Consider the following 19,877-nt stretch of genomic DNA (forward strand, 5'->3'; position numbering starts at 1 on the left):
GACCTCGATAGCCTTTCCCGGTGAAGATCGGCGTGAACGTCCCCAACTTCGGTCCCGGCACGGACCCCGGCGTGCTGCGCGACTGGGCGCGGACGGTGGAGGGGCTCGGTTTCGACCTGCTGATGGTGTCCGACCACGTCGCGATCACGCCCGACGTCGCCGGCCAGTACCCGGCGCCGTTCTACGAGCCGTTCACGACGCTGTCGTGGCTCGCGGGCGTCACCGAGCGGGTGCGCCTCGGCACCACCGTGCTGGTCGTGCCGTACCGGCATCCCCTGCTGGTGGCCCGGATGGCGGCGAACCTCGACGTGCTCAGCGGCGGCAGGCTGGTGCTCGGCGCCGGTATCGGCTGGGCGAAGCAAGAGTTCGCCGCGCTCGGCGTGCCGTTCGAGCAGCGCGGGAAGCTCACCAGCGAGTACCTGCGGGCGATCCGCGCGGCGTGGGCCGACCACGACGACTACCGCGCCGGCCCGATCCCGCTGTGGCTCGGCGGGCACAGCGACGCCGGGCTGCGGCGCGCGATCGAGCTCGGCGACGCGTGGCACCCGCTGCGGCTGACGATGTCCGGGTTCCGGGAAGGCTTGGCGCGTCTGAAGAACCTCGCCGGCGACCGGCCGGTGCCGGCGTTCGCGCCGCGGATCCTGCTGCGGCTGACCGGAACCCCGGTGACCGGGCCGGACCGGCGTGCCGGAGAAGGAACGCTCGACCAGGTCATCGAGGACCTGGCGCAGTTGCGGGCGCTGGGCGCGGACACCGTCGTGCTAGACCCGTTCGATGCGGACCCCGCCGCGACCCTCCACCCGGAGGTCGCGTGGCGGGACCTCGCGGCGATCGCCGCGTCCTGGAAGGAGAACCGGTGAAGGACACCGAAGAAGCCCTGCTGCGCCGCGCGATCGAGCTCGCCCGCGAGGCGCGCGAGGAACACGGCAACCCGCCGTTCGGCTCGCTGCTGGCCGATGCCGACGGCAACATCCTGGCCGAGGACCGCAACACATCGTTGTCCGACAACGACATCACCGCGCACCCGGAGCTGAAGCTCGCCCGCTGGGCGGCGCAGAACCTGGCCCCGGAAGCCGCGGCGACGACGACGATGTTCACAAGCACGCAGCCGTGCGGCATGTGCACGGGCGCGATCGAGCGGTCCGGGCTCGGCCGCGTCGTCTACGCGCTGTCGTCGGAGCAGTTCCTCACGCTGCGCCCGCCGGTGACGTGGGGCTACAAGTCGGAGGGCCCGGCGCTGTTCGACGAGGCCCGCGTACCGGTCGAGGGCTACTACCAGTGACGAGCTACGAGGTCCGCCCGGTGGCGCGCATCGAGTCGGCGTTGACGGACCGCGCGACGGCCCCGAGACAAGGCGACGAGGGCGCCCCACCAGCCAGGGTGGTGTTCAACCCGGAGTACCACCCGGCGGCGGCCGACCTCCGCCCGGGCGACCGCCTGGTCCTGCTGACGTGGCTGCACGAAGCCGACCGCGAAGTCCAGTCGGTGCACCCTCGCAGCGACCCGGACCGCCCCCGCGAAGGGGTGTTCTCGACGCGCTCCCCGGACCGCCCCAACCCGATCGGCCTCCACACGGTGACGGTGACGGCGGTCGAAGACGGAACGCTGACGGTAACGGGCCTGGAAGCGATCGACGGCACGCCAGTCCTGGACGTGAAGCCGGTCCTGGGCGAGGTGACCGACCGCTGAGCCGGACGATCACGATCGGGGTACCGGGGTAACAGCTACCTCCTTCCGGCCGACCTCCTACGCACAAACGGAGCAACGCTCGGACGTGCCGACGGAGGTATCGCGATGACCAGTGCGTTCGACCCCGAGCTGCCCGACCCCTGGGCACCGCCACAGGTTGCGCCGCCGGCGCGGACCAAGACGAACCCCTGGCACCTGGTGCTCGCAGCCGCCGCGGGCGCGGCTCTGGTGGGCGCCTTGTGGGTCGGCCTGGACCTGGCCGACTCCGGCGCACCCCTCACGCCGCCCGGTACGTCCGGGGAGGCCTTCGACCTCCGCGGCACGTTGACGCTGAACAGCGGCGGGTACGGCTACAGCACCTGTGGCGGCTCCGGCGGCTATTCGGACATCACCACCGGGACGGCGGTCACCGTCTACAACGCGGCGGGGACCGTGCTTTCGCAGGGCGCGCTCGGCACCGGCCGGCCGAACGGCGCCGGCAGTTGCGTGTTCACCCTTTCCGCGCCGAACGTTCCGGCGGGCGAGAAGTTCTACCTGGTCGAGGTGTCCCACCGGGGGCGGATCATGGTGCAACCCGAGGACGCGCGAAACGGGAACGTCGCGCTGAGCCTGGGCAGCTGATCAGTAGTCCTTGAAGCCCTTCCCGGTCTTCCGGCCCAGCCGCCCCGCCGTGACGAGGTGCTCCAGCAGCGGCGCCGGCGCGAAGCCCTCTTCCCGGAACTCGTTGTACAGCGTCCGCTGGATCGCCAGCGATACGTCCAGCCCGACGACGTCCAGCAGCTCGAACGGGCCCATCGGCAGGCCGCAGCCCACCTTCATCGCCGTGTCGATGTCGTCCGCGCCCGCGTAGTGGGCCTCCAGCATCTTCACCGCGTCGTTCAAGTACGGGAACAGCAGCGCGTTGACGATGAAGCCCGCCCGGTCTCCACAGTGGACCGCGTGCTTGCCCACCGCCGCGCAGACCGCGCTCGCCGTCGCGACGACGTCCGGGGCCGTCGCGATCGTCGAGACCACCTCGACCAGCTTCATCACCGGCGCCGGGTTGAAGAAGTGGAGGCCGATCACGTCCGACGGCCGGGATGTCGCCGCCGCGCACTCGATCACCGGCAGCGACGACGTCGTCGTCGCCAGGACCGCGCCCGGGCGGACGACCTCGTCGAGCGTCGCGAACACCGCCTGCTTCACCGAAAGCTCCTCGGCCACCGCCTCGATGACCAGGTCGACGTCGGCCAGCGCCTCGAAGTCGGTGACCGGCGTGATCCGGCCCAGCGCGGCCGAAGCGTCCTCTTCGGACAGCTTCCCGCGCACCACGGCCTTGTCGAGCGACTTCTTGACGCGAGCCACCGACGCCTGCGCCTTCTCCAGGCTCCGCGCTCGCAGCACGACGTCGACGCCGCGCTTGGCGAACACCTCGGCGATGCCGGTAGCCATCGTCCCGGTGCCGACCACGCCCACGCGAGCGACCGGGCGCGGCGGCACCGAGTCCACAGTGGACACAACCTCGGAGGCGATCACGTTCGGCGAATCCGGTGCGTCGTAGGTGTAGAAGCCGCGGCCGGTCTTGCGGCCGAGCAGGTTCGCCGTGATCATCTGCTTGAGCAGCGGCGCCGGCGCGTGCAGCCGGTTGCGGGACTGGTGGTACATCGTGTCGAGGATTTCGTACGCGGTGTCCAGCCCGATCAGGTCGAGCAGCGCCAGCGGGCCCATCGGGTAGCCGCAGCCGAAGCGCATCGCCGCGTCGAGGTCCTCGCGCGTCGCGTAGCGCTGCTCGTACATCCGGACCGCGTGGTTGAGGTAGCCGAACAGCAGCGCGTTCGCGATGAACCCGGCCCGGTCGCCGATCACCACCGGCACCTTGCCGAGCCGCTCGGCGAACGCGACCACGTCGGCGACCACCTCCGGCTCGGTCACCACCGTCTTGACGATCTCGACCAGCTTCTGCACCGGCGCCGGGTTGAAGAAGTGCATCCCGACGACCTTGCCCGGCCGCGCGGTGTGCACGCCGATCTCGGTGATCGACAGCGACGACGTGTTGGACGCGAAGACGACCTCGGGCCGGGTGATCTTGTCCAGCTCGGAAAAGACGTCGGCCTTCAGCCCGAGGCTCTCCGGGATCGCCTCGACGACCAGGTCCACTTCGGACAGGTCGGAGAGCGAGGTGCCGTACCGGATCCGGCTCAGCAACGCCTCCCGGCCGGCCTGGTCGAGCTTGCCACCGGAGAGGGCGCGCTCGGTCGAGTGCTCCAGGTGCCCGCGGCCGCGGGCGACACCGGCCTCGTCGAGCTCGACCGTGACGACGTCGAGCCCGCTGCGCGCGAGCACTTCGGCGATCCCGGCCCCCATCGTGCCCAGGCCGACCACTCCGACCGTCGAGATGTCCCGCGCCATCGAGGCCTCCAGAGATGTTACTCGCTGGTAATTGGCCCCTGACTCTGCCACACGGCACCACCCGAAGCCCAGACGGAATCGAGTCAGTACCGCGCAAGTCACCCGGTCGGCGACCCGGGATCACTCGCCGAAATTGCCGTCCACCAGCTCTTTCGCCTTGTCCAGCGCGGCGGAGGCCTGCGGGCCGCGCGCCCGCACGCGGATCCGGTCACCCTGGCGGGCGCCGAGCGACATCAGCCCCAGCACGCTGTGCCCGTCGGCCTCCTGGTCGCCGAGCCGGACGGTGACCTCGGCGTCGAACGCGCTCAGCGCGCGCACCAGCACCGCGGCCGGGCGCGCGTGCAGCCCGACCTCGTTGTGCAGCACCAGCTCGACCTCGTCGCCCCCACCGGCGGCGGGTTCGGCGGGCGCGAGGTCCTCGGGCAGCCCGGCCGCCGCGGCGGCCTCCGCCACCGCCTTGCGGTCCTGGCCCGACTGTGCCGCGACCGCCGCCGCGATCGCGCCTTCGACCAGCGGGCCGTCCGCGACGACGGCGGCCGACGGGTCGGCCAGCGACTCCACGGCGAGCTCGGCGGTCATCTGCGCGCTGCCGAGGTCGTAGAGCAGCACGACGCCGTCGCCGGAGTCGGCGCGCTGGGTGGCCGCGACGACCTCGTCGTAGTCCGTGCCGATCGAGCCGTCGGAGAGGCCCCCGGCCGGAAGGATGGTGACGTCCGGCGCCATCTGGGCAGCCAGCTCGGCCAGGCCTTCCGCGAGCTTCGCGCTGTGCGAAACGAGCACGATGCCGACGCTCACCGGGCAGCCTCCGCGAACGCGCGCAGCAGCAGCGCCGACGACCGGGCACCGGGGTCCAGGTGCCCGACCGCGCGCTCGCCCAGGTAGGACGCGCGACCCTTGCGCGGCACGAGGTCCACTGTGGACTCCGCGCCGCGGTCGGCCGCGTCGGCCGCCGCGGTCAGCACCGCGGCGACGTCCCCGCCGTCCTCGGCCGCCTTCTCCGCGGCCGAAACCGCCGGGATCAGGGCGTCGACCATGGTCGCGTCGCCACCCACAGCCTTTCCGCGGGCCTGGACACCCTCGAGCCCGGCGCGCAACGCCTCCAGCAGAGCCGGGACGTCGAGGTCCTCGGCGGTGCCGAGCTTCGTCGAAGCACGCAGGAAAGCCGTGCCGTACAACGGTCCCGCGGCCCCACCGACCTTGGAGATCAGCGTCGTCGCGACGAGCTTCAGGACCGCTCCCGGCGTCTCCGGCGGACCCGCGTCGAGGGCCGCGACGACGGCGGCGAACCCGCGGTTCATGTTCTCGCCGTGGTCGCCGTCGCCGATCGCACGGTCGAGCTCGATCAGCTCGACGCGGTGGTCGGCCAGCACGGCCGCGGCGGCGCGCACGGCGGCCGCGACCCCGTCGGCCTTGCAGGTCATCAAAGCCCCCAGCGCAGCGCCGCGGTGTTGACCGGTGCGTCCCAGAGCTCGGTCAGCTCGTCGTCCAGTTTGAGCAACGTCAGACTCATCCCCTGCATCTCGAGGCTGGTGATGTACGGGCCGACCAGCCGGCGTTCGACCACGATCCCACGCTCGGCGAGCAAGCGCTCGGCGATGCCGTGCGCCAGGTAGAGCTCGACGAGCGGGGTGCCGCCCATCGAGTTGGTGAACAGCAGCACCCGGTCGCCGGACTCGAACGGCAGGTCCTCCACCACCGCCTGCACCAGTCGCGCCACCAGCGCGTCCGCGGGTTCGAGCGGGATCCGCTCGCGGCCGGGCTCGCCGTGGATGCCGATGCCGAACTCGATCTCGCCGTCGCCCAGGTCGAAGCTCGGGGTGCCGGCGTGCGGCACGGTCGGCGCGGTCAGCGCCACGCCGATCGAGCGCACCTGGCCGATCACCTTCTGCGCCAGCGCGGTCACGGCGTCGAGCGAGTCGCCGCGCTCGGCGGCCGCACCGGTGATCTTCTCCAGCAGCACGGTGCCGCCGACCCCGCGACGGCCCGCGGTGTACGTCGAGTCCTTGACCGCGACGTCGTCGTCGATCACGACGCTGCGCACCTCGAGGCCGTCGGCGGCGGCCAGCTCGGCGGCCGTCTCGAAGTTCAGCACGTCGCCGGTGTAGTTCTTCACGATGAGCAGGGCACCCGCGTCGCCGGTGGTCGCGGTGACGGCGGCCTGCACGGCGTCCGGCGTCGGCGAGGTGAACACCGCGCCGGGCACGGCGGCGGCGAGCATGCCCAGGCCGACGAACCCGCCGTGCAGCGGTTCGTGCCCCGACCCGCCGCCGGAGATCACGGCGACCTTGCCCGCGACCGGCGCGTCGGCGCGCACCACGACGTCGGGATCAGACTGGACGCGGAGGATGTCGGCGTGCGCGGCGGCCAGGCCCCGCAGCGACTCCGCGACGACGTTCGCCGGATCGTTGATGATCTTCTTCACGGCAGCCTCCGGCACATCGGCGGGTGGGGTGTCCCCTTCCTACCTCGCCGCGCGGCCGACCGCCAGATCAGGGCTTGGGCAGCTTCGTGACGACGTTCTTCGCGACGGTGACCGCTTTGCCGCACGGATCGTCGGCGTCCGCTTGGGCGGCGTAGCTCCGGTACTCCACTTGGGCCAGCTCGACGTCGTCGCCCTGCCACGGCCGGTGCTGCCACTCGACCTCGCACTGCGACGAGGTCGTCGTCCCCTTCTTCTGGAAGCCGGTGACGCCGCCGCCGAGGTCCACCTTGGAGTACCCGTCGCCTTCGAGCGGCGGGAGACCGGGCAGGAACTCGACGGTGACGGTCGGGTCGGTGCCGTTGCTCTTCCAGTCGCAGGAGTGCAGGCCCGTCGGCGCCGACTTCGGCGACGGCACGACGGGGGTCACCGCCGCGGTGTCGGCCGCCGCGCACGGGTCGGCGGTCAGCACGGTGCCCGACGGCGTCGAGTACTTCTCCGGTCCGTTGTGCACCTTCTGGACCGCGGCCTCCATCACCGTCTGGGCGGGACGGCACGGGTCGCCCGCGTAGGTGACCGACAGCGTCAGGGCCAGGTCCGGGTTGAGCGCCGTCATCGCCGCGACCGTGCAGCTGGTCTCGTCGGTCTTGTTCACGCGCAGGGGCAGCCCGCCCACCTGCCCGGTCGTCTTGTCCGCGCGCGGCAGCAGCGTGTTGCCGATCTCGAAGTCGAGCCGGATCTCCTTGCCGCCGGGATCCTTCACCTTGTTGCTGCAGCGGTCGAAGGCGATCGACGACGGCGACGGGTCGTCTTCGGCCGTGCCGAGGCCCAGCGAGCCGAGGGCGTCCTTGGTCAGGAACTGGCACGGCTTGATGGTGCGCAGCACGTCCGCCGCCACGGCGGCGTCGGTGATCGGGCCGTCGGTGGTCTGACCGGTACTGGCCCCCGCGGGCACCGTCGTCCGCGCGAAGTTGGACTTGCCGAGGTCCTGCCCGCACGCGGTCAGCGGCAGCGCGAGGGCGGTGACCAGCAGGAACAGCTTCGGGAGACGGCGGCGCCGAACGTGGAGGAGCACGCGGTGCACGGTAGCCGGAACTCCGCGCCCGTGTCCGGACAACCCGGCTATTCGGCCGGGGCCGCGGGTGTGTCCTCGCTCTCGGGCTCGGCCGGCACGACCAGCGGCCGGACCCTGGCCCAGATGACGAAGAGCGCGGCCACGACCAGCATGCCGATGCCGGCCCAGAGGTTGATGTTGACGCCGGCGGCCTTGGCGATCTCCTCGTCGGAGGTGAAGCCGATGCCCATGATCGTCAGGATGATCCCGTACACGCCGATCAGCAGGGCGATGATCAGCCGGATGTCGAAGGCGCCGGCCTTGTGCGGCCGCGCTCCGGATTCGGTAGCCATTGCGGCCTCCTCAGAAGATCGCGTTGAGGGCGATGGTCAGGACGAGCACGATGCCCGCGAGCAGGCCCGGCTTGCGGTACCAGCCCGCGTTCTCGCCGGTTTCGTCGTGCTGCCGCGTTTCCTTCGGCGTGAGCGAGTAGACCAGGCCGACCAGCTCTTCGTCCGGCTTCGGCTTGGTGACCAGCGACACCACGACGCTCACCACGATGTCGACGACGAACGCGGTCCCCGCGGCCACGAAGCTGGTGCCCTGCCCGTGGAGGCCGAGCACCCCGGCCTGCGACAGGCCCCAGATCGTGATCGCGGACGCGGTACCGAGCACCAGGCCGATCCAGCCGGCGTGCGGGGTCATCCGCTTCCAGAACATGCCCAGGATGAACGTGGCGAACAGCGGCGCGTTGAAGAAGGAGAACAGGTCCTGCAGGTAGTTCAGGATGTTGCCGGAGTTCGACGCGATGAACGCGGTGCCGATGGCCAGGATCGTGCCGACCGACGTCACGATGCGGCCGAGGCGCAGGTAGTAGCCGTCCGGCTTGTCCTTCTGGACGTAGGTCTGCCAGATGTCGTAGGTGAAGACCGTGTTGAACGAGCTCAGGTTGGCCGCCATGCCGGCCATGAACGACGCCAGCAGACCGGCGATCGCGATGCCGAGCATGCCGTTCGGCAGCAGGTCGCGCATCAGCAGCAGGAGCGCGTTGTTGAACGTGACGCCGCTGGGCGCCTTGCCGCCATCCAGCAGGATCTGCTTGTCCTTGACGTACTCGGACACGCTGACCGCGGCGATCATGCCGGGGATGATGACGATGAACGGGACGAACATCTTCGGGAACGCACCGATGATCGGCGTGCGCCGCGCGGCGGACATGCTCTTCGACGCCATCGCGCGCTGGACCTCGACGAAGTTCGTCGTCCAGTAGCCGAACGACAGCACGAAGCCGAGACCGAACACGATGCCGAGAATCGACAGGATGTTGTTGCCGAAGCCGGTCAGGTTGTCGCCGGGCCAGGAGTGCAGCTGCGCGGTGCCGCCCGGGCTGTTGGTGACCTTGTCGACCAGGCCCTGCCAGCCGCCGACCTTGACCAGGCCGATGATGGTCAGCGGGACCAGGGCGATGACGATCACGAAGAACTGCAGGACCTCGTTGTAGATCGCCGCGGAGAGACCGCCGAGCGCTGTGTAGGAGAGCACGATCGCCGCGGCGACGATGATCGACACCCACAGCGGCCAGCCGAGCAGCAGGTTCACCACGCTGGCCAGCAGGAACAGGTTCGCGCCCGCGATCAGGATCTGGGCGGCGGCGAAGCTGACGCCGTTGACGAGGTGGGCGATCGGGTTGAAGCGCCGCCGCATGAACTCGGGGACGCTGCGGACCTTCGAGCCGTAGTAGAACGGCATCATCACGATGCCGAGGAACAGCATCGCCGGGATCGCGCCGATCCAGAAGTAGTGGACGGTCGGCAGGCCGTACTGGGCGCCGTTGGCCGACATGCCCATGACCTCGACCGCGCCGAGGTTCGCCGAGATGAACGCCAGGCCGGTGACCCAGGCGGGCAGCGAGCGGCCCGAGAGGAAGAAGTCGAGGCTGCTGGACACCTGACGCCGCGCCAGGTACCCGATGCCGAGTACCAGCACGAAGTAGAACGCCAACTCGATGTAGTCGATCGCGCTCGCGTCGAGTCGCAGGTTCGCATCGGCTAGGACGAGCACCCGACCCACCTCTTTTCAAACTGGACAACAACCCACAGGAATCACCACTGCCCTGTCGGATCCGGACAGTACTGCATGGATTCAGGGTCGGCACGCTGACCTGTCCATTGTGGTCAAAAGGGCGCGTTTCCCCGGCCTTGGCCTGGGGAAACGCGCCCTCTCTCACGCGCCGCGGGAGCGGCTGCGGGTCACCGATCGGTCGGGACCGCGATCTCGCCCTCCTCGTCGATCAGCTTGGCGAGCACGGCGTCGGGCAGGTAGGTGCGGTGCGGGTAGCCCGGGCCCCACGAGTTGAGCAGCGGCACGGCACCGAGCTCGTCGGCCCGCGGGTTGGCGAGCACGGAGTGCACGTCGTCGACCGACTTGGCCCAGCGGAACGCCTTGATGCCCTCGGCGGCGTCGGGCTTGTACGCCTCCCGCGCGTGCCAGTCGTCGTTGGCGTAGGAGGGGTCCCACACGACGTCGCCGAGCGCCTTGAGCACCTGGGCCGCGGCGCGCACCGATGTGCCGTTGTCGTCGCCGGGGTTGGTCTCGGGCCACTCGTCGCGCTTCTTGGCGGCGTCCCAGAGCCAGCGGGCGGAGTACTCCTTGCCGTTGAAGAGCGACATGCACCGCGACCAGCCGAAGCCGACGCACGCGCCTTCCTTGCCCTGGTCGTAGAACGCGTAGTAGGCGTCGGTGTCCGGGGTGCCGCCGGGCTCGAGGCAGACGCAGTGGCCGCCGCGGATGTGGCCGAGGTTGGCGACGCCGTCCTGGGCGATGAAGTACTCGCCGGAGGTGCCGTCCTTCTTCGGGGTGTCGAACGCGGAGTACCAGTTGACCCCGATCACCACCGGGCGCCGAGTGGGCCGGCTCTCTTCGGGCAGCGCGCTGAGCGGATACCTTTCGACGTGTTCCCAGTCGTCCGGAACGAACCGGCCCAGCCGCGGATCGGCCGGATCGGAACCGAGTGGGCGATAACGCATGACTTCCTCCTCCGTGCAGGCGAAAACGCGCACCCACCGGCCGGACGAAGTGAGCGCACCCCGAGCTCGAAGGCGGACTGAAACACAGGCACGACAAAGAAAGAGCGCCGAGCGCACCACCCTCCGGCCACGCCGGACGCACCGGCGGAACCCCTCGGAATAAGTGTGCCACTCACGCGCGGAAAAGGATCCGGAACTCACCCGAACAGCGCATAAAGGCAGGTCGGAAAGGGCGGGATAACTTCACGGTCGCCTATCGGGTCAACGATTTCCTTGCGGAGTAATCGGCGGGGAAAGGAGATACCGGAATCAGGCATCGATTCGGTATCGGTGTTTCAAGCAACCGGATGACCACGACCGGCGACATCGGCGCGGTCAGGCGAGCGAAGCTTCGGGAATGTGCAGCAGCAGCCGTTCGTCGCCGCCGACGTCCTCGCCCGCCGCGGCCGCGGCGAACTCACCGTCGCCGCTCGGGTCGCGCCGCCCTGTCTGGTTGAACAGATCACCGAACGACCATTCGAGCTCCTGGTCCGCGTCCAGCACCAGTACCCGCTTGGGCAGTTCGTCCGGGCCGGCGATCGTCCGCCAGCGGACACCGTGGTCCGGTCCGCACGCGGTCACGATCTTCCAGAACGATGCCCACTTCATCGGCCGCCGGGGTGGGGCGTGGGTGAACAGGCTCGCCCAGATCGGCACTCCGCCATCGAAGTGAGAAGGCTGCAGGGTGAACAACGACGCCTTCTTCCCGGGCGACTTCCGCCAACCCGGCCGCAGTGCGGCGGCCACGGAGCGCGCGGGCATCACGTACAGCCAGTCACCGAACCACGCCTCGCCGGCTTGCCGGCGCCACCATTCCGGTGGCGCCGTAGTCCCGCCCGGGGCCAGGGGTGTGAACCCGGAGCGCGAAGCCAGCGAACCTTTCCAGCGCGGGGTCGGAAACACGTAGTACACCGGCAGCGGCGGCCCGGACCGTGGGTACAAGTACCGCGCCAGCTGGCGGGTGTCGATCTCGAGAACGTGGTCGTCGTTGCGTGCTTCGGTCGTCTTCAGCTCCAACGCCAGCGTTTTACCCGGCGCGGACGCGGCGAGCCGGGGCAGCTCGGCCAAGACGTCCTCGCCCGAAGCCGGCCACCACAACGCGCCGTTGGGAAACCGGTTGGCCAGGTAGATGCTGGCCCAGTGCTCCAGTGTCTTCTCCGGGATGGATCGCACCCGACTCATGATGGCGGCATCCGGCGGGAAGTGTCAGTCGCCCACCCGGCGGAACCGCGGCACCACACCGTCAGCCGTCTCGACGGTCTCCCCGAACATCGCCTCCGGACGCACCCACAGCCCCCGCGAACCGTACAGCGCCCGGTACACCACCAGCCGCTCCTCGGTTTCGCTGTGCTGCGCCACCCCCAGCACCTCGTACTCGCCGCCCTTGTAGTGGACGTACCGGCCCGGCTCCACCTCAGAACAGCCGGAACTCGTCGGACTCGATGCCGCGCAGCTCGTCGTAGTCCAACGTCAGACACCGGATTCCGCGGTCCTCTGCCAGCGTGCGCGCCTGGGGCTTGATGATCTGGGCCGCGAACACCCCCTGGACCGGGGCCAGCAGCGGGTCGCGGTTCAGCAGCTCCAGGTACCTCGTCAGCTGCTCGACGCCGTCGATCTCGCCGCGGCGCTTGATCTCCACCGCGACCGACTTGCCGTCCGCGTCGCGGGCCATGATGTCGACCGGGCCGATCGCCGTCGGGAACTCGCGGCGGACCAGCGTGTAGCCGTCGCCCAGGGTCTTGATGTGCTCGGCCAGCAGCTCCTGCAGGTGCGCCTCCACGCCATCCTTCTGCAGGCCCGGCTCCGCCCCCAGCGCCTGCGAATAGTCGTGGAAGACCTCCTCGATGGAGATCACCAGCTTTTCGCCCTGCTTGTTCTCGACGATCCAGATCTTGCCGTCCTCGATCAGCCAGCAGGGCGGGCTCATCCAGTTCAACGGCTTGTACGCACGGTCGTCGGAGTGGACCGACACCGAGCCGTCGGACTTCACGAGCAGCAGGCGGGTGGCCATCGGCAGGTGGGCGGTGAGCCGGCCGGCGTAGTCGACCTGGCACCGCGCGATCACGAGACGCACCCGAGGAGGGTAGGACAGGGTCGGTGATACTGGGCGCGTGGACCCCATTCAGCGTGTCGCGTCCCGCGAGGTGTACCGGAACAACTGGATGACCGTGCGCGAGGACGACATCCGCCGCCCGGACGGCTCGCCCGGCATCTACGGCGTGATCGACAAGCCGGACTACGCCCTCGTCATCGCCCAGGACGGCGACCGGTTCCGGCTGGTCGAGCAGTTCCGCTACCCGCTCGGCGAACGGCGCTGGGAGTTCCCGCAGGGCACCGCGCCGGACCTCGCCGACGTGCCGCCCGCCGAGCTCGCCGCGCGCGAGCTGCGCGAGGAGACGGGCCTGCGCGCCGGCACGATGACCCCGCTCGGCAAGCTCGACGTCGCCGCCGGCATGAGCAGCCAGCGCGGCTGGGTGTTCCTCGCCACGGACGTCACCGAGGGCGAGCCCGAGCGCGAGCACGAGGAGCAGGACATGCGCAGCGCGTGGTTTTCCCGCGCCGACCTCGAGAAGATGATGCTGGCCGGCGAGATCACCGACGCCCAGTCGATCGCCGCGTGGGCGCAGCTCATGCTCTTCGAGCGGCACCGGCCTTGAGCATCCCGCGGATCACCAGGTGGTGGAACGGCTTGATCAGCGCGAAGTAGGCCGGGCCGACGCGGTTGTGGAAGTGCACGAGCGTGCCGAGCCGGAAGCCGCGGGGCACCGCTTCGACCGTCAGGTACCCGGTCAGGTGACTGTCGTCGACGCCCGCGACGAGGTACCGCTCCGGGTCGCCGGCCCGGACGGTGAAGAACGCGACCCGGTCGCCGGGCGCGAACCCGACGTCCTCGGGCCGCAGCCGCCCCGAGCGCGGCACGGACGCGGTGTCCAGCCGCAATGCCTTCGCGAGCACGTACCGGACGCCGAACAGGGCCTTCACCCAGGCCGGTGACCAGCCGAACACGCCCGCGATGAATTCGCGCAGACTGTTCTCGCTCTCGATCTCCTTGAACTCGACGTAGTCCGCGCCTTCGGCGAAAGGTTCCGTCATTTCCGTCTCCCCAGTACCAGTTCCAACGCGTTCTTGAGCTGCGGCCCGGACAGCGGCGGCACGACCTGCCCGGCGCCGACGACGATCAGGTACAGCGCCTGCGCCAAGCCGGCGTCGCCGCTGACCTCGGTCAGGTAGGCGACGCGGGTCCGGTCGACGCGCTCCTGGACCGCCCGCGCCTCGGCGTCCTGCAGCGCCCAGGCCCGGACGGCGATCTCCAGCCCGAGGCCGGGTCCCGGCGCGAGCACGAGCTTCAGCAGCGCGTCCAGCCGGTCACCTGGTGCCGCGTCCGCCTGTTCCATGAACCGCGTCGTGCGCTCGGCCTCGAAGTGCGCCAGCAGGGCCGTGCGGAAGCCGCCCATGCCCTTGAAGTGGTGGTAGAACGAGCCTTTCGACAGGCCGAGCCGCTCGGTCAGCCGCTCGATGGTCACCGACGGCGCACCCTGCTCCGCCAGCAGCACCAGCCCCGCGTACAGCCAGTCCCGCTTGCTCACCATGAGCCATACCATACCGTATGGTACGGCCAACGGCCATGACGAAAGCCCCCGCCGGGAAGCGGTGGGCTCAGTCAGGCCAGGACGGCTTGCGCTTCTCCAGGAACGCCGCCATGCCTTCGCGGGCGCCGGGCAGCTGCGACGCCGCGGCCATGACCTCCAGCGCGATCGCGTAGGCGTCGGCCTCGGGCCGGTCGAGCTGGGCGTACAGGGTCACCTTGCCCATCGCCTTGCTGGCCCGGCTGCCGCGCGTCGCCCGCGCCAGCAGCTCCGCGACGGCGTCGTCGAGCTGCTCGTCGGGGACGACCCGGTTGACCAGGCCCCACTCCAACGCCGTGGGCGCGTCGATGACGTCGCCGGTCAGCGCCAGCTCCATCAGGCGCTTGCGGCCGATCGAGCGTGCCACCGGGACCGCCGGGGTGTGGCAGAACCAGCCGCCCTTGCCGCCGGGCAGCGCGAAGCCCGCGGACTCGGCGGCGATCGCGAGGTCGCACGACGCCACGAGCTGGCAGCCCGCCGCCGTCGCCAGGCCGTGGACCCGCGCGAGGACGACCTGCGGCACCGACTGGATGGTCTTCATCAGGTCCGTGCACAGCGTGAGCAGCTCGCGCACGCCCATCAGGTCGCGCGCTGCGACGTCGCCGAAGTCGTGGCCGGCGGAGAACACCGGGCCCGCGCCGGCCAGCACGATGCCGGTCGCGTCGGACGTCCCGGCCTCGCGGAACGCGGCGAGCAGCTCGGCCAGGTGGTCCGCGGAGAGCGAGTTGCGCCGCGCCGCCCGGTTCATCGTGATCGTGACGGTGTCGCCGTCGCGCTTGACCAGGATGTGTTCGTACTCGGTCATGCCTCGACGGTAACCCTTCGGAAGGTGCGCCGATAGCTGTCCGGTCCGACGCCGACCTCGGCGTGCATCCGGCGCCGCAGGTTCGCCGCCGTCCCGAGGCCGGACCGCTCGGCCACGCGGTCGACCGGCAGGGACGTCGTCTCCAAGAGCTGTTGCGCGAGCCGGACGCGCTGCACGCGCAGCCAGCGCCCCGGCGTCACGCCGGTGGCCGCGGCGAACTCGCGGTGGAACGTCCGTTCGCTCATCCGCGCGTGCCCGACGAGGTCCTCGACCCCGATGCCGGAACCGAGCCGCGCCAGCGCCCAGTCCATTGTGGACGACAGTCCCGGCTGCGTGGCGGAAGGCACCGGGTTGTCGATGTACTGCCGTTGCCCGCCTTCGCGCGCCGGCGGCATCACCAAGCGCCGTGCGAGCGCGGCGGCGACGTCCGCGCCGTGGTCGCGGCGGACCAGGTACAGGCACAGGTCGAGGCCGCCGACGACGCCGGCGGACGTCAGGACGCCGCCGTCGTCGGTGTAGAGCACGTCACGCTGGAGGTCCGCCCGCGGCGCGACGCGGGTCAAGGCGTCGAAGTCACGCCAGTGCGTTGTCGCCGGACGGCCGTCGAGCAGACCGGCGGCGGCCAGCGTGAACGCGCCGGAGCACAGCCCCGCGACCGTCCGCCCGTCCCGGTGCGCCCGGCGCAGCGCCGCGACAGCGGAGGACGGCACCGGCGCCAACGGATCGTCTCGGCCCGGCGCCAGCACGAGGTCGCAGTCGTCGAGCCCCGCCAGCCCGTGCGTCGCCGCGACGTCCCCGAACGGCGACACGGCCGTGCGCCCCCGCCCCGGGCTGCACAACCGCACGGTGAACGGGCCGATCCCGCTGTCGGTGCGGTCCTGGCCCCAGACCTCGCCGATCACCGCGAGGTCGAACATCCGGGTGCCGGGCAGGAGCAGAACGCCGATGGTGCGCATGGCAGGAAAGTACCGCATCGCGCGTCTTCTGCCACTCCCCTGAGCGCGAGAAGCCCGCGAAACTCGACGTCATGACCGAAACAGCACTCATCCTGATCGACGTCCAGCGCGGGTTCGACGAGGCGGACTTCTGGGGACCGCGCAACAACCCCGGCGCCGAAGCGAACATGAAGGCGCTCCTCGACGCGTGGCAGGAGCGGCGGCTGCCCGTCGTGCTCGTGCACCACGACTCCACGAAACCCGATTCGCCGCTACGGCCCGGTCAGCCGGGCAACGACTTCAAGCCCGAACTGGACGGCGCGCGCCCGGACCTCGTGTTCGGCAAGAAGGTCAACTCGGCCTTCATCGGCGACGTCGACCTCGACGCGTGGCTGCGCAAGCGCGGCATCACGAGCTTCGTCCTGGCGGGGATCCAGACGAACTTCTGCTGCGAAACCACCGCGCGGATGGGCGGGAACCTCGGCTACGACGTCACTTTCGCCCTCGACGCCACGTTCACGTTCGACCTCCCGGAGGTGACCGCGGACGAGCTGTACCGCGTCACGGCGGCGAACCTGGCGAACCAGTTCGCCACCGTGAAGTCCACAAAGGACATCCTGGCCGGGCTCAGCTGAGCCCGTTGCGCTCCCGGACGAGCGAGACGATGCCGTCCATGATCTCGGTCAGCTCGTAGTCCTTGGGCGTGAACACCCGGGCGATGCCGCGTTCGGTCAGGAGCGCGGCGTCGTCCGGCGGGATGATCCCGCCGACGATCACCGGCACGTCCCCGGCGCCCGCGGCACGCAGGCCGTCGACGACGTTCGGGACGACCTCCAGGTGCGAGCCGGACAGCACCGAGAGCCCGACGACGTGCACGCCTTCCTGCACGGCGGCCGCGACGATCTGCTCGGGCGTCAGCCGGATGCCCTGGTAGACGACCTCGAAACCGACGTCACGCGCGCGGACGGCGACCTGCTCGGCGCCGTTGGAGTGCCCGTCGAGGCCCGGCTTGCCGACCAGGATCCGCAGCCGTTCGCCGAGTTCCGCCTCGGTGGCGCGGACGCGTTCGCGCACCCGCTCGATCCCCGGGTCGCCACCACCCGCGGCGGCCGCGGAAACCCCGGTGGGCGCGCGGTATTCGCCGAACACCTCGCGCAGCGCGCCGGCCCACTCGCCGGTGGTCACGCCGGCCCGCGCACAGTCCACAGTGGCCTCGAAGAGGTTTTCGGTGGTCTGCGCGCGTTCCTTCAGCGCCGCCAACGACCGCTCGACAGCGTCGTTGTCGCGGTGGGTACGCCATTCTTCGATCGCCGTGACGGCGGCCTTTTCGACGGCGGGGTCGATCGTCTCGATCGCCTTCGCGCCCTCGGCCTGCAGCGGCGACGGCTCGGTCGTCTCGAACTTGTTGACGCCGACCAGGATCCGCTCGCCGTTCTCCATCCCGCGACGGTATTCGGCCAGCGACGCGACGAGCTGCGACTTCATGTAGCCGCTCTCGACGGCGGCAACCGCCCCGCCGAGGTCCTGCACGCGCGCGATCTCCTCGCGCGCGCCGGTCATGATCTCGTCGACCTTGGCCTGGATGACGTGCGAGCCGTCGAAGATGTCCTCGTACTCCAGCAGGTCCGTCTCGAACGCGAGCACCTGCTGCATCCGCAGCGCCCACTGCTGGTCCCACGGCCGCGGCAGGCCGAGGGCCTCGTTCCAGGCGGGCAGCTGGATCGCGCGGGCGCGGGCGCCGCGAGAAAGCGACACCGCGAGCATCTCCAGCACGATCCGCTGGACGTTGTTCTCCGGCTGGGCTTCGGTGAGCCCGAGCGAGTTGACCTGGACGCCGTAGCGCAGCCGGCGCGCCTTCGGATCCGTTACGCCGTAACGGTCCCGCGTGATTTCGTCCCAGAGCGCGGTGAACGCGCGCATCTTGGACATCTCCTCGACGAACCGGACGCCGGCGTTGACGAAGAACGAGATCCGCGCGACGACCTTGGCCATGTCGGCCGCGTCGACCTGCCCGGAGTCGCGGACGGCGTCGAGCACGGCGATCGCGGTGCACAGCGCGTAGGCGACCTCCTGCGTCGGCGTCGCGCCGGCTTCCTGCAGGTGGTAGCTGCAGATGTTGATCGGGTTCCACTTCGGCACGTGGTGCACGGTCCACGCGATCATGTCGGTGATCAGCCGCAGGCTCGGCCCCGGCGGGAAGATGTACGTCCCGCGGGACAGGTACTCCTTGATGATGTCGTTCTGCGTGGTGCCGGTCAGCTTCGCGAGGACTTCGTCGACGTCCCGGCCTTCGGCTTCGGCCTGCTCACGCGCCACGGAGACGTACAGCGCGAGCAGCCACATGGCCGGCGCGTTGATCGTCATCGACGTGTTGGCTTCGGCGAGCGGGATGCCGTCGAAGAGCCGCCGCATGTCGCCGATGTGCGACACGGGCACGCCGACCTTGCCGACCTCACCGCGCGAGAGCTGGTGGTCCGGGTCGTAGCCGGTCTGGGTGGGCAGGTCGAAGGCCACCGAGAGGCCGGTCTGCCCCTTCGCGAGGTTGCGCCGGTAGAGCTCGTTGGACGCGGCCGCGGAGGAGTGCCCCGCGTACGTGCGCATCACCCACGGTCGGTCTCGCTCGTGGTCCGTTGGGTACGGCACTGGGCACCTCCGGCGGTGGACGTTTCGTCGAGTGTACCGACCGGTAACTTGGGGTGGCAGTGCAATCGGACACGTCCGGGTGACTCAAGCCCCGGCCTGTGCCGCCGCGATCAGCGCGCGGATCCCTTCGGCGTCCGGCACGGCGAACAGCTCGATCGGCGCAGGTTGGTGCTTCGCCGGCACCCACCGGCCGAAAACGTAGAAGTATTTACCCGGCACCGGGAAGGTGAGCGTGCCCAGACCGTCGCGGCCGATCGGGGTGACCGACGGCAGCCCCAGGTCCGTCCAGGTGCGGATGTAGCCCGTGGCCCCGTCGGCCACCACGACCCGCTGATCGGTGACCGCGTACACCTCGCTGCGCGTCGTCTCCAACCGCCAGAGCACCGGCCCCCAGATGACGACGAGCGCTGGGGCGGCGAAGACCAAGCCGTACGGAAAAGTGCCGACGGCGATCAACGCCACCGCACCCGTGCCGACGACGAGGCGGACCCGCTCGAGGTGACTCAAGACGGTCCGCTGGGACCGGCCCGACCACAGCAGCCGCTCACCCGGCCGCAGGGCGAAGATCGGTTCTTCCACGGCGGCCTCCTCCCCAGCGCTCTTTGCGCGGGTGACGCTCGGGAAGGCCGTTCCGGTTGCCCTCAGGCGGCCGGGCTGTCCGCTTCCGGCGGCGCCTGGCGGCCCTTGGCCTCGTCGATGGCCTTGGTGAGCAGGTCGCGGACCCGCTTGGGCTCGCCGACGCCCATCAGCGTCACCGAACCGGACTCGCCGAACGCGATGGTGCCGGTGCGGGACGGTCCCGGCTTGAGGACCGGCGCCGACAGGCCGGCCAGCTCGCTGGAGCGTTCCCGCTGCCGGAACAGGCCGGTGCGCGCGATGACCCGGCTGTCGGTCACGGCGTAGGTCGTGCGGCCGAGCGCGAGGTACCGGACGGCCGATCGGCCGACGGCGCCGTACAGACCGACCACCAGCACCACGACCGTTCCGGCCATGGCGCCGCCACTGGGGTGCTTGGCCAGCAGGAACCAGAGCGCGGCGACGGCCAGGATGAGTCCGGCAGGGGCGATCACCCCGTCCGCGGCGACGTAGAGCGGGCGCTGGACCGGCTCTCCCGCCCAGAGCACGCGCTCACCGGGTAGAAGATCGATTTCCCCTGCTGACATGGCCGAACACTACTCTGCCGCGGCCTCTCGCGCCGAGCTCCGAGCGCGCTGCGAGCGCCCGCGCACGCTCAGTGCACTGTGACCGAAATC

At 70.5% G+C, this 19,877-nt stretch carries 24 protein-coding genes; 6 read left to right on the forward strand and 18 right to left on the reverse strand.

Annotation, left to right across the window (positions count from 1 at the left end):
• Positions 1-20: 20 nt before the first annotated feature.
• The 4 genes from ACIRSS_RS13020 to ACIRSS_RS13035 all read left to right on the forward strand — a co-directional run bounded on the left by ACIRSS_RS13020 (position 21) and on the right by ACIRSS_RS13035 (position 2,310).
• Complete coding sequence (locus ACIRSS_RS13020) at positions 21-860, forward strand: LLM class flavin-dependent oxidoreductase (protein WP_400894151.1); 840 nt, start codon at positions 21-23, stop codon at positions 858-860.
• Positions 857-1,282: a nucleoside deaminase gene (locus ACIRSS_RS13025; RefSeq protein ID WP_400894152.1), complete on the forward strand. Its 426-nt coding sequence runs from the start codon at positions 857-859 to the stop codon at positions 1,280-1,282. The genes ACIRSS_RS13020 and ACIRSS_RS13025 overlap by 4 nt, the downstream gene beginning before the upstream one ends.
• Positions 1,279-1,689, forward strand: coding sequence for a tRNA (N6-threonylcarbamoyladenosine(37)-N6)-methyltransferase TrmO (gene tsaA, locus ACIRSS_RS13030; protein ID WP_400894154.1), 411 nt, complete (start codon positions 1,279-1,281; stop codon positions 1,687-1,689). The genes ACIRSS_RS13025 and tsaA overlap by 4 nt, the downstream gene beginning before the upstream one ends.
• A 105-nt stretch (positions 1,690-1,794) precedes the next feature.
• The gene (locus ACIRSS_RS13035; protein WP_400894156.1) at positions 1,795-2,310 is read left to right on the forward strand and encodes a hypothetical protein; all 516 of its coding nucleotides are present in this window, start codon (positions 1,795-1,797) and stop codon (positions 2,308-2,310) included.
• On the opposite strand, the gene ACIRSS_RS13040 is transcribed toward ACIRSS_RS13035, so the two are convergent.
• The 11 genes from ACIRSS_RS13040 to nucS all read right to left on the reverse strand — a co-directional run bounded on the left by ACIRSS_RS13040 (position 2,311) and on the right by nucS (position 12,689).
• Entirely contained in the window at positions 2,311-4,077 is a 1,767-nt protein-coding gene (locus ACIRSS_RS13040; protein WP_400894158.1) for a 3-hydroxyacyl-CoA dehydrogenase family protein, read from the reverse strand.
• Positions 4,078-4,197: 120 nt separating this feature from the next.
• The gene (gene dhaM, locus ACIRSS_RS13045) at positions 4,198-4,872 is read right to left on the reverse strand and encodes a dihydroxyacetone kinase phosphoryl donor subunit DhaM (protein WP_400894159.1); all 675 of its coding nucleotides are present in this window, start codon (positions 4,870-4,872) and stop codon (positions 4,198-4,200) included.
• The gene (gene dhaL / locus ACIRSS_RS13050) at positions 4,869-5,498 is read right to left on the reverse strand and encodes a dihydroxyacetone kinase subunit DhaL (protein WP_400894161.1); all 630 of its coding nucleotides are present in this window, start codon (positions 5,496-5,498) and stop codon (positions 4,869-4,871) included. The genes dhaM and dhaL overlap by 4 nt, the downstream gene beginning before the upstream one ends.
• Complete coding sequence (gene dhaK / locus ACIRSS_RS13055) at positions 5,498-6,499, reverse strand: dihydroxyacetone kinase subunit DhaK (protein WP_400894163.1); 1,002 nt, start codon at positions 6,497-6,499, stop codon at positions 5,498-5,500. Before dhaK ends, dhaL begins: the two co-directional genes overlap by 1 nt.
• Before the next feature lie 67 nt (positions 6,500-6,566).
• Positions 6,567-7,571: a DUF3558 domain-containing protein gene (locus ACIRSS_RS13060; RefSeq protein ID WP_400894165.1), complete on the reverse strand. Its 1,005-nt coding sequence runs from the start codon at positions 7,569-7,571 to the stop codon at positions 6,567-6,569.
• A 47-nt stretch (positions 7,572-7,618) separates the two neighbouring features.
• On the reverse strand, positions 7,619-7,903 hold the full coding sequence (locus tag ACIRSS_RS13065) for a hypothetical protein (RefSeq protein ID WP_400894166.1): 285 nt from the start codon (positions 7,901-7,903) through the stop codon (positions 7,619-7,621).
• A 10-nt stretch (positions 7,904-7,913) separates the two neighbouring features.
• Positions 7,914-9,611: a sodium:solute symporter family protein gene (locus tag ACIRSS_RS13070; protein WP_400894168.1), complete on the reverse strand. Its 1,698-nt coding sequence runs from the start codon at positions 9,609-9,611 to the stop codon at positions 7,914-7,916.
• Positions 9,612-9,799: 188 nt separating this feature from the next.
• A complete protein-coding gene (locus tag ACIRSS_RS13075; RefSeq protein ID WP_400894170.1) occupies positions 9,800-10,576 on the reverse strand; it encodes a hypothetical protein in 777 nt (258 codons plus the stop codon).
• A gap of 375 nt (positions 10,577-10,951) precedes the next feature.
• Positions 10,952-11,788, reverse strand: coding sequence for a hypothetical protein (locus ACIRSS_RS13080; protein ID WP_400894172.1), 837 nt, complete (start codon positions 11,786-11,788; stop codon positions 10,952-10,954).
• Positions 11,789-11,821: 33 nt separating this feature from the next.
• On the reverse strand, positions 11,822-12,028 hold the full coding sequence (locus ACIRSS_RS13085; protein WP_400894174.1) for a DUF1653 domain-containing protein: 207 nt from the start codon (positions 12,026-12,028) through the stop codon (positions 11,822-11,824).
• A gap of 1 nt (position 12,029) precedes the next feature.
• Positions 12,030-12,689: an endonuclease NucS gene (gene nucS, locus ACIRSS_RS13090; RefSeq protein ID WP_167379600.1), complete on the reverse strand. Its 660-nt coding sequence runs from the start codon at positions 12,687-12,689 to the stop codon at positions 12,030-12,032.
• 37 nt (positions 12,690-12,726) lie between these two features.
• On the opposite strand from nucS, the gene ACIRSS_RS13095 reads away from it, so the two are divergent.
• The gene (locus ACIRSS_RS13095; RefSeq protein ID WP_400894176.1) at positions 12,727-13,272 is read left to right on the forward strand and encodes an NUDIX domain-containing protein; all 546 of its coding nucleotides are present in this window, start codon (positions 12,727-12,729) and stop codon (positions 13,270-13,272) included.
• On the opposite strand, the gene ACIRSS_RS13100 is transcribed toward ACIRSS_RS13095, so the two are convergent.
• From ACIRSS_RS13100 to ACIRSS_RS13115, 4 genes are all read right to left on the reverse strand, one after another.
• A complete protein-coding gene (locus tag ACIRSS_RS13100; RefSeq protein ID WP_400894178.1) occupies positions 13,244-13,708 on the reverse strand; it encodes a DUF2867 domain-containing protein in 465 nt (154 codons plus the stop codon). The two genes, ACIRSS_RS13095 and ACIRSS_RS13100, sit on opposite strands and share 29 nt — an antisense overlap.
• A complete protein-coding gene (locus ACIRSS_RS13105; protein WP_400894180.1) occupies positions 13,705-14,205 on the reverse strand; it encodes a TetR/AcrR family transcriptional regulator in 501 nt (166 codons plus the stop codon). The genes ACIRSS_RS13100 and ACIRSS_RS13105 overlap by 4 nt, the downstream gene beginning before the upstream one ends.
• Before the next feature lie 67 nt (positions 14,206-14,272).
• Entirely contained in the window at positions 14,273-15,046 is a 774-nt protein-coding gene (locus ACIRSS_RS13110; protein WP_400894181.1) for an enoyl-CoA hydratase-related protein, read from the reverse strand.
• Complete coding sequence (locus ACIRSS_RS13115) at positions 15,043-16,002, reverse strand: GlxA family transcriptional regulator (protein ID WP_400894183.1); 960 nt, start codon at positions 16,000-16,002, stop codon at positions 15,043-15,045. The genes ACIRSS_RS13110 and ACIRSS_RS13115 overlap by 4 nt, the downstream gene beginning before the upstream one ends.
• A 71-nt stretch (positions 16,003-16,073) precedes the next feature.
• On the opposite strand from ACIRSS_RS13115, the gene ACIRSS_RS13120 reads away from it, so the two are divergent.
• Positions 16,074-16,616, forward strand: coding sequence for a cysteine hydrolase family protein (locus ACIRSS_RS13120; protein ID WP_400894185.1), 543 nt, complete (start codon positions 16,074-16,076; stop codon positions 16,614-16,616).
• Here ACIRSS_RS13120 and ACIRSS_RS13125 read toward each other — a convergent pair.
• The 3 genes from ACIRSS_RS13125 to ACIRSS_RS13135 all read right to left on the reverse strand — a co-directional run bounded on the left by ACIRSS_RS13125 (position 16,609) and on the right by ACIRSS_RS13135 (position 19,787).
• The gene (locus ACIRSS_RS13125) at positions 16,609-18,624 is read right to left on the reverse strand and encodes a protein meaA (protein WP_400894187.1); all 2,016 of its coding nucleotides are present in this window, start codon (positions 18,622-18,624) and stop codon (positions 16,609-16,611) included. The genes ACIRSS_RS13120 and ACIRSS_RS13125 overlap by 8 nt on opposite strands.
• An 84-nt stretch (positions 18,625-18,708) precedes the next feature.
• Complete coding sequence (locus ACIRSS_RS13130; RefSeq protein ID WP_400894189.1) at positions 18,709-19,203, reverse strand: hypothetical protein; 495 nt, start codon at positions 19,201-19,203, stop codon at positions 18,709-18,711.
• Positions 19,204-19,265: 62 nt separating this feature from the next.
• The gene (locus ACIRSS_RS13135; RefSeq protein WP_400894191.1) at positions 19,266-19,787 is read right to left on the reverse strand and encodes a PH domain-containing protein; all 522 of its coding nucleotides are present in this window, start codon (positions 19,785-19,787) and stop codon (positions 19,266-19,268) included.
• Positions 19,788-19,877: the final 90 nt, after the last annotated feature.

This window comes from Amycolatopsis sp. NPDC101161 (assembly GCF_044768185.1).
GTDB lineage: Bacteria > Actinomycetota > Actinomycetes > Mycobacteriales > Pseudonocardiaceae > Amycolatopsis.

Coding starts and splice junctions, on each gene's coding strand:
- ACIRSS_RS13035 (WP_400894156.1), top strand. CDS start 1,795: ATGACCAGTGCGTTCGACCCCGAGCTGCCCGACCCCTGGGCACCGCCA.
- ACIRSS_RS13040 (WP_400894158.1), bottom strand. CDS start 4,077: ATGGCGCGGGACATCTCGACGGTCGGAGTGGTCGGCCTGGGCACGATG.
- dhaL (WP_400894161.1), bottom strand. CDS start 5,498: ATGACCTGCAAGGCCGACGGGGTCGCGGCCGCCGTGCGCGCCGCCGCG.
- ACIRSS_RS13065 (WP_400894166.1), bottom strand. CDS start 7,903: ATGGCTACCGAATCCGGAGCGCGGCCGCACAAGGCCGGCGCCTTCGAC.
- ACIRSS_RS13075 (WP_400894170.1), bottom strand. CDS start 10,576: ATGCGTTATCGCCCACTCGGTTCCGATCCGGCCGATCCGCGGCTGGGC.
- ACIRSS_RS13100 (WP_400894178.1), bottom strand. CDS start 13,708: ATGACGGAACCTTTCGCCGAAGGCGCGGACTACGTCGAGTTCAAGGAG.
- ACIRSS_RS13105 (WP_400894180.1), bottom strand. CDS start 14,205: ATGGTGAGCAAGCGGGACTGGCTGTACGCGGGGCTGGTGCTGCTGGCG.
- ACIRSS_RS13110 (WP_400894181.1), bottom strand. CDS start 15,046: ATGACCGAGTACGAACACATCCTGGTCAAGCGCGACGGCGACACCGTC.
- ACIRSS_RS13115 (WP_400894183.1), bottom strand. CDS start 16,002: ATGCGCACCATCGGCGTTCTGCTCCTGCCCGGCACCCGGATGTTCGAC.
- ACIRSS_RS13120 (WP_400894185.1), top strand. CDS start 16,074: ATGACCGAAACAGCACTCATCCTGATCGACGTCCAGCGCGGGTTCGAC.
- ACIRSS_RS13135 (WP_400894191.1), bottom strand. CDS start 19,787: ATGTCAGCAGGGGAAATCGATCTTCTACCCGGTGAGCGCGTGCTCTGG.